The 14,643-nt window shown below is 69.2% G+C and carries 12 protein-coding genes, 2 tRNA genes and 1 pseudogene; 13 read left to right on the forward strand and 2 right to left on the reverse strand.

The genetic code is table 11. The annotated features are described in order from the left end of the window. The 7 genes and pseudogenes from ABT023_RS21680 to ABT023_RS21710 all read left to right on the forward strand — a co-directional run. The coding region (locus ABT023_RS21680) for a thioesterase domain-containing protein (RefSeq protein WP_350888200.1) at positions 1-1,102 on the forward strand (1,102 nt) is incomplete at its 5' end. After that, complete coding sequence (locus tag ABT023_RS21685; protein ID WP_502890735.1) at positions 1,087-1,497, forward strand: nuclear transport factor 2 family protein; 411 nt, start codon at positions 1,087-1,089, stop codon at positions 1,495-1,497. The genes ABT023_RS21680 and ABT023_RS21685, both read left to right, overlap by 16 nt. Positions 1,498-1,508: 11 nt before the next feature. Further along, a complete protein-coding gene (locus ABT023_RS21690) occupies positions 1,509-2,579 on the forward strand; it encodes a branched-chain amino acid aminotransferase (RefSeq protein WP_350888202.1) in 1,071 nt (356 codons plus the stop codon). 203 nt (positions 2,580-2,782) lie between these two features. Further along, positions 2,783-6,157: a non-ribosomal peptide synthetase gene (locus ABT023_RS21695; RefSeq protein WP_350888203.1), complete on the forward strand. Its 3,375-nt coding sequence runs from the start codon at positions 2,783-2,785 to the stop codon at positions 6,155-6,157. 132 nt (positions 6,158-6,289) lie between these two features. Next, positions 6,290-6,865 (forward strand): ArsR/SmtB family transcription factor, encoded by a 576-nt coding sequence (locus tag ABT023_RS21700; RefSeq protein ID WP_350888204.1) that lies wholly within the window; start codon positions 6,290-6,292, stop codon positions 6,863-6,865. After that, the gene (locus tag ABT023_RS21705; protein WP_350888205.1) at positions 6,865-8,154 is read left to right on the forward strand and encodes an MFS transporter; all 1,290 of its coding nucleotides are present in this window, start codon (positions 6,865-6,867) and stop codon (positions 8,152-8,154) included. The genes ABT023_RS21700 and ABT023_RS21705 overlap by 1 nt, the downstream gene beginning before the upstream one ends. Before the next feature lie 156 nt (positions 8,155-8,310). Then, a pseudogene (locus ABT023_RS21710) lies at positions 8,311-8,737 on the forward strand (sugar phosphate isomerase/epimerase family protein); the annotation flags it as partial. Positions 8,738-8,798: 61 nt separating this feature from the next. Here ABT023_RS21710 and ABT023_RS21715 read toward each other — a convergent pair. Beyond that, positions 8,799-9,200 (reverse strand): hypothetical protein, encoded by a 402-nt coding sequence (locus tag ABT023_RS21715; RefSeq protein WP_350888206.1) that lies wholly within the window; start codon positions 9,198-9,200, stop codon positions 8,799-8,801. Positions 9,201-9,475: 275 nt separating this feature from the next. Between ABT023_RS21715 and ABT023_RS21720 the strand changes: the two genes are divergently transcribed. The 6 genes from ABT023_RS21720 (at position 9,476) to ABT023_RS21745 (ending at position 13,558) form a co-directional block, all read left to right on the forward strand. Continuing rightward, positions 9,476-9,551 (forward strand) — tRNA-Asn (locus ABT023_RS21720). A 217-nt stretch (positions 9,552-9,768) separates the two neighbouring features. Further along, a tRNA-Ile gene (locus tag ABT023_RS21725) sits at positions 9,769-9,842 on the forward strand. A gap of 247 nt (positions 9,843-10,089) precedes the next feature. Continuing rightward, positions 10,090-10,431: an ArsR/SmtB family transcription factor gene (locus ABT023_RS21730; RefSeq protein WP_350888207.1), complete on the forward strand. Its 342-nt coding sequence runs from the start codon at positions 10,090-10,092 to the stop codon at positions 10,429-10,431. 3 nt (positions 10,432-10,434) lie between these two features. Next, the gene (locus ABT023_RS21735; RefSeq protein WP_350888208.1) at positions 10,435-10,941 is read left to right on the forward strand and encodes an SRPBCC family protein; all 507 of its coding nucleotides are present in this window, start codon (positions 10,435-10,437) and stop codon (positions 10,939-10,941) included. Then, positions 10,941-11,606 carry a dihydrofolate reductase family protein gene (locus tag ABT023_RS21740; protein ID WP_350888209.1) on the forward strand — a complete coding sequence of 222 codons (666 nt, stop codon included), beginning with the start codon at positions 10,941-10,943 and terminating at the stop codon, positions 11,604-11,606. The genes ABT023_RS21735 and ABT023_RS21740 overlap by 1 nt, the downstream gene beginning before the upstream one ends. A gap of 929 nt (positions 11,607-12,535) precedes the next feature. Then, entirely contained in the window at positions 12,536-13,558 is a 1,023-nt protein-coding gene (locus tag ABT023_RS21745) for a hypothetical protein (RefSeq protein WP_350888210.1), read from the forward strand. An 87-nt stretch (positions 13,559-13,645) separates the two neighbouring features. Here ABT023_RS21745 and ABT023_RS21750 read toward each other — a convergent pair whose 3' ends face one another. Further along, positions 13,646-14,626: a helix-turn-helix domain-containing protein gene (locus tag ABT023_RS21750; protein WP_350888211.1), complete on the reverse strand. Its 981-nt coding sequence runs from the start codon at positions 14,624-14,626 to the stop codon at positions 13,646-13,648. Between the last annotated feature and the right edge of the window lie 17 nt (positions 14,627-14,643).

Consider the following 14,643-nt stretch of genomic DNA (forward strand, 5'->3'; position numbering starts at 1 on the left):
TCGGCGGGCGTTGCCGGCGCCGGTGGTTTCTTCGGGGGTGGGTGGTCGTGGGCCGCGTGATGCTCGTGAGGAGATTTTGTGTGGGTTGTTCGCTGAGGTGTTGGGGTTGGATTCGGTGGGGGTTGATGATGGTTTCTTCGAGCTTGGTGGGCATTCGTTGTTGGCGGCGCGTTTGGTGAGTCGTGTTCGTGCCGTCACGGATCGAACGGTGACGATCGCGCAGATATTCGCGACCCAGACGCCCGCCGGCATCGCGGAGCACCTCGGCGCGGGCGAGAGGGCGACGGTCGGCGTCGAGGAGTCCCTCAGCGTCGTGCTCCCCCTGCGCAGCACCGGTACCCGGCCGCCCCTGTTCTGCGTCCATCCCGCTGCGGGCATCAGTTGGGTCTACGCGAGCTGCCTGCGGTACCTGCCGGAGGACCAGCCGCTGTACGGGCTCCAGGCCAGGGGGCTCATCCAGCCGGACGGGCTTCCCCGGACCATGGCGGAAATGGTGGCGGACTACGTGCGTCAGATTCGTGTCGTGCAGCCGTCGGGGCCCTACCGCCTCCTTGGGTGGTCTTTCGGCGGTGTGGCGGCGCACTGCATAGCCAACCAGTTGCAGTCCGAGGGCGAGACCGTCGACTTCCTCGCCCTCCTGGACGCGTACCCGCCCCGGCCGTCCGGATGCGACCCCGCCGAACCGAGCGCTTCGGAGACGCTGCGCGACCTGCTCGACTCCCTCGGCTACGACCCGGTCGATCCCGCGGAGCACGAGTCGATGGCGGCGTTCGTGCAGCGGCTCAAGGGTGCCGCGGGCCCGCTGGTCGATCTCAGCGCGAGTCAGCTCCGGGCGGTCGCCGACGTTTTCGCGACCAACGTCCGGCTGCAGAGGGAAGCAGACCTGCGACCGTTCGACGGCGATATCCAGCTGTTGGTTGCGGAAAACGGGTCTGCTGTTGGACATGTTCCGGAGGAATGGCGGCCGTTCGTTACCGGCCGGATCCACTCGAAACCAATTCCGTGCCGGCACGGCGAGATGCTGGGCCCGGCTGCGATGCGGCTCATTGGTCCATACGTTGCAGACACCCTGCAACACCCGGAGATATGGAGGACGACGTGAGGGGCACAAATCCGTCACAATCGAAATCTACTGCTCCCGCCGGGCGAGGTGAGGAGATCGTGCGGCGCTACTACGCACTCGTGGACGCTGGCGACGTGGACCAGCTCGTCGCACTCTTCGAGGAGGATGCCACCTATCACCGGCCGGGCTACGACCCCATGCGCGGATCGGCCGAGCTGGCGTCCTTCTACGGGGGCCAACGCGTGATCCGGGAGGGGCGGCACACCGTCAACCGCGTCCTGGCGGCCGAGGACGACATCGCCGTCCACGGCGAGTTCCACGGCACCCTGAAGGACGGCAGCGAGGTCAGCCTCCGTTTCGCGGACTTCTTCGTCGTGGCCCCTGACGGCCGGTTCTCGCGACGCGACACGTTCTTTTTCGCCCCCCTGGTCTGATAGGAAGACAAATGACGCAGAGCGTATCGGCACCAACTGCCCCGACGGCGGCGCGCACCGGGCCGGGGCATGGAGAGCAGTTGACGGAACACCTGGTGTCGGCCGAGTGGAACGGTGTCGACAGCTGGAGCGATCCGACCCTCGGGCCGTACGAGGACCTGTCCCTCGATCCCGCGACCATCGGGTTGCACTACGGCCAGGTCATCTTCGAGGGGCTGAAGGCCCACCGCCGTCAGGACGGGACGCTGGCCGCGTTCCGCCCGGAGGAGCACGCCCGGCGGTTCCAGCGGTCGGCACGTCGGCTGTGCATGCCGGAGTTGCCAACGGAACTGTTCCTCTCGGCGATACAAAAACTGGTCGCAGCGGACGGTCATCTGCTGTCCGACGATCCCTCGCACAGCCTCTATCTGCGCCCGCTCATGTTCGGCACCGACCGCTCCCTGATGCTGCGCCCCTCGGTCGGCTACCGTTTCCTGCTCATGTCCTTCATCACGGGCGGATTCTTCGGCGACACTGTGGAGCCCGTCTCCGTCTGGGTCAGCCGGGACTACAGCAGGGCATTCCCGGGAGGCACCGGAGACGTCAAGTGCGCCGCCAACTACGCCCCCTCCTTCAACGCCCAGGTGCAGGCCACCGATGCCGGCTGTCACCAGGTGGTATGGCTGGACGCGGTTGAGCGACGGTGGGTGGAAGAGATGGGAGGAATGAATCTCTTCTTCGTCCGGAACAACGGCAAGGAGACCGAGGTCGTCACTCCGTCGCTGACCGGAACGCTCCTTCCGGGGGTGACCAGGAATTCCTTGCTCGAACTCGCGCAGCGCCTCGGCTGCACGCCGAGGGAAGAAAAGATATCGCTTGAGCAGTGGCGGGAGGAGTGCCGCGACGGCCGGATCTCGGAGACGTTCGCCTGCGGAACGGCAGCCGTCGTCACGCCGGTCGGGCAGGTCCGGGACGGCAACGAGAGCTGGCTGATCGGGGACGGCCGGGAGGGGCCGGTGACCTACAAGCTCCGCCGGCTGCTCGTCGACGTGCACCACGGGCTCGCGCCGGACCCGGCCGGCTGGATGCGGACCATCCGGTAGTCCGCCACAGCTGATCGGCTCTCCGCCGACCGCGCTCCGCTTCCGGGCCGGCGGAGAGCCGACCGACGCAACCACCGCTCGCGTACGACGTGGAAGTGGCCCGGGCGGTGAGGGACCACGGCTCCGCCGGCCCTCACCGCCCACCCGGCGGGATCGGGCGGTCGAGGAACGCCCGATCCCGAGGCGACGAGAGGGACCTGAACGTGACCCAGAACCACCTGCCGCATCTCGACATGTCCGCGGCCCCTGAGCAGAGCGGCCGTCCCGAGGGGTATCCCCAGTTCGGTGGGTCGGTCACGATCGCCGACGCCTTCGAGGACCAGGTCAGGAGGACCCCGGGCGCGATCGCCGTCGTGTGTGACGAGAGCGAGATGACGTACGCGGAGCTCAACGGCCGGGCCAACCGACTGGCGCGACTGCTCGTGTCCCGTGGGGTCGGCCCCGGCCGGGCGGTTGCGCTGGTGCTTCCCCGCTCCATGGAACTCGTGGTGGCGATGGTGGCCGTCGTGAAGGCCGGCGCCGCCTACGTGCCCATGGACCCGGACTACCCCGCCGAGCGGCTGATGCTCATGATCGATGACACCGCACCGGCCTGTCTGGTCAGCAACTCGGCAGGGGGCGGTGGTCGCTTCGGTGACCGGGTCAGCGTTCTCCTGCTCGACGACGGGCCGCTCGTCGACGAGATCGGCGGCCGGGCATCCGACGACATCGGCGACGACGACCGCCTGGCGCCGCTGAGCCCCGCCGATGCCGCCTACGTCATCTATACGTCGGGCTCGACCGGGCAGCCGAAGGGCGTCATCATCGAGCACCGTGCCCTGTTGAGGCTCTTCACGTCGACACGTCACTGGTTCGAGTTCGACGACAGTGACGTGTGGACGTTCTTCCACTCGTACGCCTTCGACTTCTCCGTCTGGGAGATCTGGGGGGCACTCCTGCACGGCGGGAAGCTGATCGTGGTCTCGTACTACGACAGTCGCTCGCCCAGCGACTTCCTGAAGGTCCTGTCACGCCACGGCGTCACCATCCTCAACCAGACCCCGTCGGCGTTCTACGGGCTGGTGCAGGCCGAGGCGGAAGCCGGCCTGCCGCTGAAGCTCCGCCGGGTCATCTTCGGGGGTGAGGCGCTCGACGTCAGGCGTCTGGCGCCCTGGTTCACCCGCCACGACGACCGGTCTCCGGTCCTGGTCAACATGTACGGCATCACCGAGACGACCGTGCACGTCACCTATTCGGAGGTGCGCGGCGACGGGCGACGGGGCGGCTCCTCCGGTGACATCGGCGTTCCCATCCCCGACCTCGCCGTCGACGTCCTCGACGAGGCCCTGCGACCGGTCCCGCCCGGGCACGTCGGCGAGATGTACGTCCGCGGCCAGGGGCTCGCCAGAGGCTACCTGCGGCGCCCCGGCCTGACGGCCTCGCGGTTCGTGGCCGCCCCGGCGGGCCGCCCCGGCGATCGCATGTACCGGACGGGGGATCTCGCGAGGCGGGTCGACGACGGCTCACTGCACTTCGCCGGCCGCGCCGACGACCAGGTGAAGATCCGAGGGTTCCGCATCGAGCTCGGTGAGATCGAGGCGACGCTCGAACGGCATCCGGCGGTGCGGTCGGCCGCAGTAGCGGCGCGGGAGGACGACTCGGGAGGAAAGCGCCTCGTCGGCTACTTCGTGCGTCGCGCCTCGGTCGACCTGGAAGAACTCCGGAAGCATCTTGCCGCGTCGCTTCCGGTGCACATGCGGCCGGTCGCCCTGATGGAGTTGCCGGCTCTGCCGCTCACCCGCAACGGCAAGCTCGACCGCACCGCCCTCCCCGCCGTCGCGAGCGCCGATGCGGCGCAGTCGCCCACCGGTGAGACGGCGGAGGAACTCCTCCTCGCGGCGTCCCGCGATCTGCTCGGGGTGCGCCGGCTCACCCCGACGGACAGCTTCCTGGCCTCCGGTGGCGACAGCATCCTGGCCCTTCAACTCATCAGCAGGGCCCGCCGTGGCGGCATCCGGATCACCATGCGCGACGTGCTCAGTCAGCCCAGCTTCGCCGCCCTGGCGGGCTGCGCGCAGCGTACGGACTCGCCCGTCACCGATGGCGCGGGCGACGTCGCCGTGGGGGAACTCGCCCTCACGCCCATCATGCGCTGGCTGGAGGGACGCGGCGGAGACAAGGACGACTTCAGCCAGTCGGCGACGTTCACAGCGCCGGCCGACCTGACCCGGGAACGCCTGGACCGGGTGATCCAGGCGGTGGTGGATGCGCACCCGGCGCTCCGGCTGCGACTGGGCGCCTCGGGCGACGGCGGAAGCTGGAGCGCGGAGATACCGGACGAAGGACCGGCCGCCGCTGAGCTGGTGACCCGGGTGGACCTGTCCGGTGCCGACCAGTCGGAGATCGACCGGCGGGTGCCGGAGGTGCTGCGGACCCTGCGGGAGCGGCTCGATCCCCGCAGCGGGGCGGTGTTCCGGTGCGCCTGGCTGGACGCCGGTGCCGCTCAGCGCGGCAGGGTCTGCCTCGTCATCCACCACCTGTGTGTCGACGGCATCTCCTGGCGGACGATCCAGGCCGATCTGTCGTCGGCCTGGCGGGCGGTGCTCGACGGCGACGAGCCGAACCTGGACGCGCCGGGCACCTCGTTCCGCCGCTGGGCCGAGTTGTGCAACCGCGAGGCCGGGCACGTCCGTTCCCGGACCGAGCTGCCGTTCTGGCTGCACGTCCTGTCCGCCGGTGAGCGGAGCCTGGTCATCGCCTCCCGGGGCCGTCCGGCGCGACCCGGACGTGAGCGTTCCCTCACCCTCACGCTGCCGGCCGAGACGACGGAGAGGCTCGTCAACCAGGCGCAGGGCGCCTTCGGCGTGCAGATCAACGACGTGCTGGTGACGGCCTTCACGACAGCCCTGACCGACTGGAAGGGCCGGCGGGGCGAGGGCGGGCCGGCGGAGGTCCTGATCAATCTCGAAGGCCACGGCCGTGAAGACGTGTTCTCCGACGTGGACGTGTCGCGCTCGGTGGGCTGGTTCACCTCGATTTTCCCGGTCCGGATCCAGGTGAACGGGTTCACGCGGAGCGACTTCGTGGCGGGTGGCGCCTGCGTGTCGCGCACCGTGCGTTCGGTCGCCGAGCAACTGGCCGCCTACCCCGACAAGGGCTTTCGCTACGGCATCCTGCGGTACCTGGAGCCCGGGGCCGCGCGTCAGCTCGAAGACCGTGCGGAGCCCCGCGTGTGCTTCAACTATCTCGGCCGCTTCTCCACCCGGCACGAGGACTGGGCCTTCGCCCCCGGGCACTCCGTCGCGCTCGACAGCCCTGCCACGGCCATGGCGATGGCTCACGACCTCGAACTGAACGCCATCGCCTACGACGGCCCGGACGGCCTGGTCCTGTCGGCGAACTGGTCCTGGTCGTCCGACGCGCTTCCCGATGAGGACGTGCGGGTACTGGCGTCCATCTGGTTCGAGCATCTGGAAGGGATCGTGAGGGCGGCTCGGCGGGCCCGGCGCCCCGAACAACGCGGTGCCCCGGTCCACGCCACGTCGGACCTCGACGCCGCCGAACTGGCGGCCCTCGAAGCCGATCTCGGCGGCCTGTGAGCCGTGCTGGCCGGTATGTGGTCATGCGGCCCGCCCGCCCGGTCCCGACGCCACGAGTGGTGTCGGGACCGGGCGGGCCAAGTTGTGCGACAACTATTGCGCAACAGGTGTTTACCTGAAAAAGTGATTGGCATGGACGCAGCCGGCATCCACCAGGTCACCGACTCCCGCGTACTGACGGCCATGTCGCATCCGTTGCGCCGGCGCATGCTCGACGTGCTGAAGGTCCACGGGCCGTGCACCGTCAGTGCCGTTGCTGGGCTGACCGCGCAGTCCGTGGCGAACGCCAGTCATCACTTCCGCGTGCTGCACCGCAGTGGGCTGATCGAGGCGGCGCCCCAGTTGGCTCGCGACGGCCGCGAACGGTGGTGGAAGTTGGCGTCCACGGGGCGGCGATGGTCGAGCGTCGATTTCGCGACGGACCCCGCCGGCGCGGCCGTGGCGGAGGCGGCCGAGTCGCTCAACCTCGATCACCACGTCCGCATCGTCCGTGCCTGGCTGTCGCGCAGCGGTGAGAGCCGGGGGGACTGGGCGGACTCGGCGTTCTCGATCAGCAACTGGCTCCATCTGACACCGGAGGAGCTGGCCCAGCTGTCCGGCGAGCTCAGCGCGGTGCTGGACCGGTGGTCCAACCGCCCCCCTCCGAAGGAGGACGACGAGCGTAGGCCGGTCTTCGTCTTCGCCTACGGGCAGCCGGGAGAACCGTGATGGGCCAGAACGTCGCGGACGCGGACGCTGCGGTCGTGCCGGAGGCGCCGAAGTCCGTGATGCGCAACCGTGGCTTCCGGATGCTGTGGATCGGCGAGACGACAAGTGCCTTCGGGACCAGCGTCAGCCGGGTCGCGCTACCGCTGATCGCGGTCGTCACCCTGGACGCCAGCACTTTCGAGGTCAGTCTGCTCACCGCAACGGCCTGGCTGCCCTGGCTCCTGCTCGGGCTTCCGGCCGGCGCCTGGGTGGATCGGCTCCCGCGCAGGTCGCTGATGCTGGCCTGCAACGTCGTTTCCATCGTGACCGTCCTGAGTGCCCCGGTCGCCTACTGGGCAGGCGTGCTCACCATCGCGCACCTCCTGGTGGTCGCGCTGCTCACCGGCGCGGCAAGCGTGTTCTTCCAGACGAGCTACCAGGTGTTCCTTCCCTCGGTGGTCAACGACAACCGCCAGCTTCCCGCGGCGAACGCCGCGTTGCAGGGCAGCGAGTCGGTCGCCCAGGTGGCGGGACCGGGCCTGGCCGGGGCGATCACGCAGGTCGTGGGGGCGGTCTTCGGCCTCGCAGTCAACGCGATCACGTTCCTGGTCTCGTCGTGGTGTCTGCTTCTGATCAAAGTCAAGGACGAGGTGCACGCCGTCGGTGGCCAACGGGCGTCCATGGTGAAGGAGATCAGAGTCGGGTTGAGCTTCGTTCGCAGGGATCCGTACATCCGAACCTTCACGCTCTTCGGTGCGCTGAGCAACATCGCCCTCACCGGCTACCAGGCGATTCTCGTGGTCTTCCTGGTCCGTGAGGTCGGCACAAGCGCCGCCGCGGCCGGGCTGTTGATCTCCGCGATGAGCGTGGGCGGAGTTCTCGGCGCGTCGATAGCGCCGCTTGTGGCCCGCAGGTTCGGAACGGCGCGCGGGCTCCTCCTCATCGAGTGCCTGGGTGTTCCCTTCGCCCTGTTGATTCCGTTATCGGCTCCCGGAGCGGGGCTCTCGCTGGCGGTTGTCGGTGGCGTGGGCGTGGGTGTGGGCATCGTCGGTGGGAATGTCATCAAGGGCAGCTTTCGGCAGAGTTACACCCCGGCGGCGCTGCTGGGCAGGGTCGTCGCGACGATGCACCTGCTGAACTACGGGACGATTCCGTTGGGGGCACTGCTCGCGGGCGTGCTCGGAACCAGCCTGGGGCTCCGCGCGACCATGTGGATCATGGCGGTCGGGCTGGTGGCGGCCGTGGTGGTCCTCCTCGTCAGCCCGATACGGCGACGCCGCGACCTGCCGCTTGCGGTCGCCCTGCCGTGAGCTCGTCGGGTGGGGGCCGCGGACGGTAGCCACCCCGCCCACCGCAACTCCGTCCGCCGCGGTCACGGCAGGGCGGGAAGGGGCCCCGGTCGGCGTTGCGCCGGGGCCCCTTCCCGCCGGTCGGGGCGGCCCTAGAGTGGGGGACGGCGACCGTACGCGGTGGTCGGTGACCCGGCGGGAGGCGCAACCCAGGGCATCCTGCCCGCCCGGATCTGGGGCGACGGCGAGCCCGAGGGGTCCGCCGGCGGGCCGCCGAGGAGATCAAGGACACCGCCCGGGCGGCGGCGAAGCTGGGCGTGGACACGGTCGTCGGGTTCACCGGCTCGTCGATCTGGCACACCCTGTGGGCGGACCTGCGCCGGGCTGGGACTTCGTCTCCACCGGCCACGGCGACGTGCCGTGGGAGGACTGCTTACGCGCGCTGAACGCCATCGGGTACGCCGGCCCGATCTCGATCGAGTGGGAGGACGCCGGGATGGACCGCCTCGTCGGGGCGCCCGAGGCGCTCCAGTTCGTCCGCCGACTGGCCTTCGACGCCCCGGCCGCCGCGTTCGACGCGGCGTTCAGCAGCAGCCGGGACTGAGCGGGGGGACAGCAGACGGGCCGGTCGCCCGAAGGCGGCCGGCCCGTCGTCGTACGGTCGATCAGAGCGTGCTGCCGTTGGTCCCCGTGCCGGACGGCTTGGGGCGGGCGGCGGTGCTCGGGGTCGGCCCCGTCGAGGTGGTGCCGGACGAGCTGTTGCCCGCGTTGGCGCCGACCGCAGCCGGCGTGCCGGCGAACGGCTTGTCGGCGGAGGTCAGGTTCTGCGTGCCGTTGCCGCTGGTGCTCAGCTTCTCACCCAGCTTGGACTGGCTGATCTTGTCCTTGCCCTCGCTGTAGAGCCGGTTGGCCTGGGCCTGCGCGACCCCGGCCGCCTCCTGGACGGTCGGGTGGTCGAGCACCTTGCGGCCCCGGACGACGAGCTCCTCGTACTTTTCCCGACCGGCACGGGCGCCCAGGACGAATCCCGCAGCCAGCCCGCCAAGAAACATGATCTTTCCGCGCATGGCGGCTCCTTCCGTACCTGACGCGCCATCGTCTCCCCGGGGCGGACCCCGTGGCGATCATCGCGCCTATCTTCTCTGTCGACAGCTAACTACCCATCCTCCTCCGCGCTCATACCTGGTTGTGCCAGGATGACGAATTGTCTGGTTGCCAGTTGTCGCCGCAGGCCCCCGCCCGGTCCGGCCGGGTCGGTAACCCCCTGGACCAAACCCCCCGTGAGTCCTGTATTCTTGTGCCGTCGCCGGGCACCGGAAGGTTCCGGACCGGGCGGCAGCAGTCCCCCGTAGCTCAATTGGCAGAGCAGCCGGCTGTTAACCGGCAGGTTTTTGGTTCGAGTCCAAACGGGGGAGCCAAGCTCCCACCCGCACCCGCCGGCTTCGCCGGCGGGTGCCTCTGTCTCCCCTTCACCCCGCTGTCGTGCCCCGGGCTGGTCCCCTCGCGGGCAGCTGCGGGCTGTTATCCTCGCGTAGCCCATCGTGCTGGATCATTGATGGCCCGTCCGGTTGGTGGATGGCGCTGTTTCGAGGTGGCCGGTGATCCACCGCGCGGGTTACGATCCGGCGCGGTAGCGGGGCGGTAGCTCAGCGGGTTAGAGCAGTCGACTCATAATCGATCGGTCACGGGTTCGAGTCCCGTCCGCCCCACCGACCGCACCGTTGTGCGAACCGGTGGGTTCTCCGAGGTCCCCCGTCCGTTTCGGGCGGGGGCATTGCCGTCTCGGTGGGGATCTTGAACACGGGGACGACTCCTGCCCGGGGCCAGGGGTGGTCATCGCCCCGGCGGCACCGCAGCCTCCACTTGCGACTCCGGCACATGCGACTCCGGCTTCCGATGTGTCGCCCGATTCCCGACCGGCTTGACGTATTCCGTTATGGGAATATGATGGCCGGCATGGCACGAGCAGCGACGACGTCGGATGCGTTCAACGCGATCGCCGAGCCGCAGCGCCGGGACATCCTGGCGCTGCTGCGGGCGGGTGAGCGGCCGGTGACCGACCTGGCCCAGGAGTTGGGGATGAGCCAGCCGGGGGCGTCCAAGCACCTGCGGGTGCTCCGGGAGGTGGGGCTGGTGCGGGTCCGCGGGGTGGGCAAGCAGCGCCTCTACGGCCTGGACGCCCACGGGCTGCGGCCGGTCCACGAGTGGGTCGGCGGATTCGAGCGGTTCTGGAACGAGAGTTTCGACCGGCTGGACACCTACGTGCAGGACCTCAAGCAGACACAGCAGGAGGAATGACCGATGGCAGAGGCAAGGCAAGAAACGCGGGCGGAGCCGGTGACGGCCGACCGGGAGATCGTCATCTCCCGGGTCGTCGATGCCCCACGGGAGCTGGTGTTCGAGGCGTTCACGCAGGTCCGGCACCTGTCGCAGTGGTGGGGTCCGGACGGGTTCACCACCACCACCCGGGCCTTCGAGTTCCGCGAGGGCGGAACCTGGGACTTCGTGATGCACGCCCCGGACGGGACCGACTACTCCGAGTGGATCACCTGGACCGAGATCGCCCCACCGGAGCGGATCGCGCTGCTGCACGGTGAGTCCCGCGACGACCCCAACGCCTTCGAGTCGACCCTGGCCTTCACGCCGCAGGGCACCGCGACCCGGATCGTGATGCGCACGGTCTTCCCCACCAGACAACTGCGCGACCAGGCCGTGGAGGAGTACCACGCGATCGAGGGCGGCCAGCAGACGCTGAGCAACCTGGCGGCCTACGTCGCCGAGATCGCCCAGCAGGAGGAGCGCCGCTGATGGCCGGCAAGGTGTTCTTCAGCGTGTCGATGTCGCTGGACGGCTTCAGCGCGCCCGAGTCAATGGAAGGCATTCTCGCCACGCCCGAGCAGCGGGAGCGGGACCCGAGGCTGGAGCGCTGGACGGCGCAGTGGATGGAACTACAGGCGTGGATCTTCCCGCAGCGGTTCTTCCGGGAGAACCTCCACCTGGGCGAAGGCGGCGAGGAAGGGCGCGACAACGACATCGCCCGAGAGACGTTCGAGCGCACCGGCTCAAGCGTCATGGGCAAGCGCATGTTCGACCTCGGCGAGCAGGCATGGCCGGGGGAGCCGCCCTTCCACACCCCCGTGTTCGTCGTCACCCACCAGCAGCGCGACCCCTGGGAACGGCCGGGCGGGACCACGTTCCACTTCGTCAACGACGGCATCCACAGCGCGCTGGGCCAGGCCCGCGACGCCGCCGGCGACCGGGACGTCCGCATCGCAGGCGGCAGCGAGACGATCCTGGAGTACCTCAACGCCGGCCTGGTCGACGAGTTCTCGATCGCGCTCTCACCCGTGCTGTTCGGCGCCGGCACCCGCCTGTTCGACGGCGTGGACGCGTCCAGGGTCGCGCTGGAGCCGGTCCGTTCGGAGTCGTCGGCGCGGGTGACGCACCTGACCTACGCCGTGCACCCACGGTAGCCGCGCCGCCACTGCACCCACAGCGACCCGAGCACCCGCGGCGCACACGCCTGAACCAGCAGGCCACCACGGCCAACTGCGAACAGCGGCTTCATCTCATCCACCAACACACCCGTGGTCAGCGCCGTCCTGGCGCAGACAGGCCAGGGCGGCTGCGGGTTCGATGACCTGCTGCAACGCTTCCGCCGCCTGGCGTACCGCTCCTCGGCGAGGAGAGTGGGGTCCGGCATGCCGGTCGGGAAGTGTCCGGCCGCCGGAGGGTGCTGGAGCGGGCGGTGACGCGGGCCTCGCGGCGGAAGCGCTTCGCCGTCAGTTCCTCATGCAGGGCGTTGCGAAGCAGGATCGCCGCGCGGGTCGCTGCCGCCGCCCGGGAGGTGAGCGGCGGCGTGCGCAAAGCGCGTATGGTCCAGGGCCGACTTCCAGGACGGCGAGCACCTGGCACCGCGAGGCGCTCACACGTCACCAACAGCGCCTTGCGGGCGTTGACAGGGCAAGGCACTCCAGCCGGTTCTTCCAAAGTCATTATTAATTACGACAAATACAATCCGCGCCCCCTGAGTCGAATGTCTGGCCCCCAAGGTGCTGTCGCAGCGTAGCTACACTGCGGCTGTCAACATCAGGTCGCACTGGGGAGGGCGCGGATGCTGGGAACTGCGAGGAAAGCCGTGACAACGATGAGCATCTGGCGTAGAAGTCTGTGGCGCTATCGAGTCACCACTGCGGGAATTGCGCTGACTTCCTTCGGCGCCGCCACGGCTTTGGACAACCCTCCCACAGCAGTCAGTGTCCTGGCCGCAGCTGTTGGCTGCCTCGTGTCCCTACTGGAGATCCGAGCCAATCGCCGTCGGGCTCGGTTGGTGCGGTTCCAGTCGCGGGACGGCGACAACTACCGCGATCTGTCAAGTCAACTGGGAGGTTCGGGGCCCGTCGTGGAAAGCGCACACGACGTCGGCGTGGTAATGACAAAAGAGTGCGCCCGACTTCGAGGCCAGCCCGTCCGAGCCGAGCTTGAAACCGCACCGTACCGCCTGCCTCGCGAGCTCAAGATCTGGTCGTTCGACTTCCTCGCGCGTCGGGCCCGGGTCGCTGCCATGTACAACGGCGACATACTCGGCCTGGCCTCCGATCTGCCTTCCGGCGACGAGGACGTAGTCGTCAAGCTCAGGCCCGGCCGCTATTTCGACTTCTTCTGCAGCAACCTGCTGGCCCCATTTGATGTATGGGGAACAGGGCGGAAGTTGCCGCTTCTGCGGGGAAGGGATCTCATCCTCGATCAGCGTGGGCAACTGATAACGTTCCGGCGTAGTCGACTCGCGAACACGGTCGGCGTCTCGTCCCTGGCCTTCACCACGGACGGTCAACTGATCCTGGTGGCCCAGGCCAAGGACAATGTGGGAAGCCCCGGGCTCATCGCCCCATCCGGCTCTGGCGCTCTCGAACCCCGCGACGTACCACAGGATGGAACAGGGCTGACGATCGGCGACATCGTCCTCCGCGGTGCCGTGCGGGAGTTGCGGGAGGAATGCCACATCAGCTCGGACGAAGTCGAAATCAGTATGATTGTGGGGCACGGTCGGTGGATCAGTCGAGGTGCGATGCCGGAGTTCTGTGCGGTCACCCTTCTTCAACTCACCAGCGACCAGGTACTCGATCGGGCGATCAGGCTCGTCGAGCGCCCCTACGTCTCCGAGGTGCTGGCGGTTGACCTAGCGCCAACAGCCAGGTGGAACCCGAGAAAGCCGCTGTCCATGCTGCCGGAGGAGATCAGACGCTCGGCGTCATGGCCCCTGGCCTTCGGCCTGGCCTGCCTGGCTCAGGCCATCGGCGACCAGTCGTGGCCCCTGCGACAGGAGTTGTTGAAGCGGCTCGCCCAGGAAACACCTTCCGCATCGGGTGAGTCGTCGAGGGGCCCTACCCAGAGGCGGCAACGGCCGGTGCGTGAGGGTGCGTGACGGGTCGTACCGGTCGACGGCCGTTCGGTGCAGTTGTCCATTGCCGTAGCGGCTCGCATGGATTCCCGAGCGCTATTCGAAACCGCCTCACGTGGGGGTCGTGCGGAAGGCCCGCCGGTAGGCCGCCGGCGAGGTACGCATGATCCGGCCGAAGTGGTAGCGGAAGGTGACTGGTGAGTCGAAGCCGACCAGGCCCGCGATCCGCTCGACCGGCCAGTCCGAGGTCTCGAGCGGGGCGAGGCTGGCCCGGACCCGCTGGACTATCAGCCAGCGGATCGGGGTGCTGCCGGTCGCCCGGGCGAAATGTCGCAGGTACGACCGGGAGGACATCCGAGCCCGGGCGGCCAGCGTCTCGACGGTGATCGGCTGCGCCAAATGTCCCAGCGCCCAGTCCATGCTGCGGGCCACCCCGTCACCGTCCTGGGCAATCGGGCCCACCGGCGCATCGATGAACTGGGCCTGCCCGCCGTCCCGGTGCGGCGCGGTGACCAGCCTGCGGGCGACGGCGTTGGCGACCGTGCTCCCGTGGTCCTGCCGAACGACATGCACGCAGAGGTCGAGCCCTGCGGCGCTGCCCGCGCTGGTGAGCACGTCCCCGAGGTCGACGTAGAGCACGTCGGCGTCGACCCGCACGGCCGGGTGGCGGCGGCGCAGCTCGTCCGCGTACCGCCAGTGGGTGGTCGCCCGACGGCCGTCGAGCAGGCCCGTGCCGGCCAGGGCGAAGGCGCCCGAACAGATGGACATCAGCCGGGCGCCCCGCCGGTGGGCCAGCCGCAGCGCGGCGACGAGATCCGGTGACGGGTCCACAGTGACATCGGGGACCCCGGGCACGATCACGGTTCCGGCGGCGGCGAACGTGTCCAGCCCGAACGGGGTGTCGAGACTGGCCCCGCCGAGGAGCGGCACCGGCCCGGGTCGCTCGGCGCAGATGGTGAGGTCGTACCAGGGCCGGCCGAGCTCGGGCCGGGGCAGCCCGAACACCTCGGTGACGATGCCGGTTTCGAAGACCGACATGCCGGGATAGGCCAGCACCGAGACCGTCCGTCGAGTTTCGGGCGGCCCGGTCATGGCGGGATCTTAGCGAT

This window comes from Micromonospora sp. NPDC002296, assembly GCF_040296145.1.
Lineage (GTDB): Bacteria > Actinomycetota > Actinomycetes > Mycobacteriales > Micromonosporaceae > Micromonospora.

Excerpts from the sequence above, each read along its gene's own strand:
- ABT023_RS21685 (WP_502890735.1), top strand. The coding sequence starts at position 1,087 with ATGGAGGACGACGTGAGGGGCACAAATCCGTCACAATCGAAATCTACT.
- ABT023_RS21690 (WP_350888202.1), top strand. The coding sequence starts at position 1,509 with ATGACGCAGAGCGTATCGGCACCAACTGCCCCGACGGCGGCGCGCACC.
- ABT023_RS21700 (WP_350888204.1), top strand. The coding sequence starts at position 6,290 with ATGGACGCAGCCGGCATCCACCAGGTCACCGACTCCCGCGTACTGACG.
- ABT023_RS21705 (WP_350888205.1), top strand. The coding sequence starts at position 6,865 with ATGGGCCAGAACGTCGCGGACGCGGACGCTGCGGTCGTGCCGGAGGCG.
- ABT023_RS21715 (WP_350888206.1), bottom strand. The coding sequence starts at position 9,200 with ATGCGCGGAAAGATCATGTTTCTTGGCGGGCTGGCTGCGGGATTCGTC.
- ABT023_RS21730 (WP_350888207.1), top strand. The coding sequence starts at position 10,090 with ATGGCACGAGCAGCGACGACGTCGGATGCGTTCAACGCGATCGCCGAG.
- ABT023_RS21735 (WP_350888208.1), top strand. The coding sequence starts at position 10,435 with ATGGCAGAGGCAAGGCAAGAAACGCGGGCGGAGCCGGTGACGGCCGAC.
- ABT023_RS21740 (WP_350888209.1), top strand. The coding sequence starts at position 10,941 with ATGGCCGGCAAGGTGTTCTTCAGCGTGTCGATGTCGCTGGACGGCTTC.
- ABT023_RS21750 (WP_350888211.1), bottom strand. The coding sequence starts at position 14,626 with ATGACCGGGCCGCCCGAAACTCGACGGACGGTCTCGGTGCTGGCCTAT.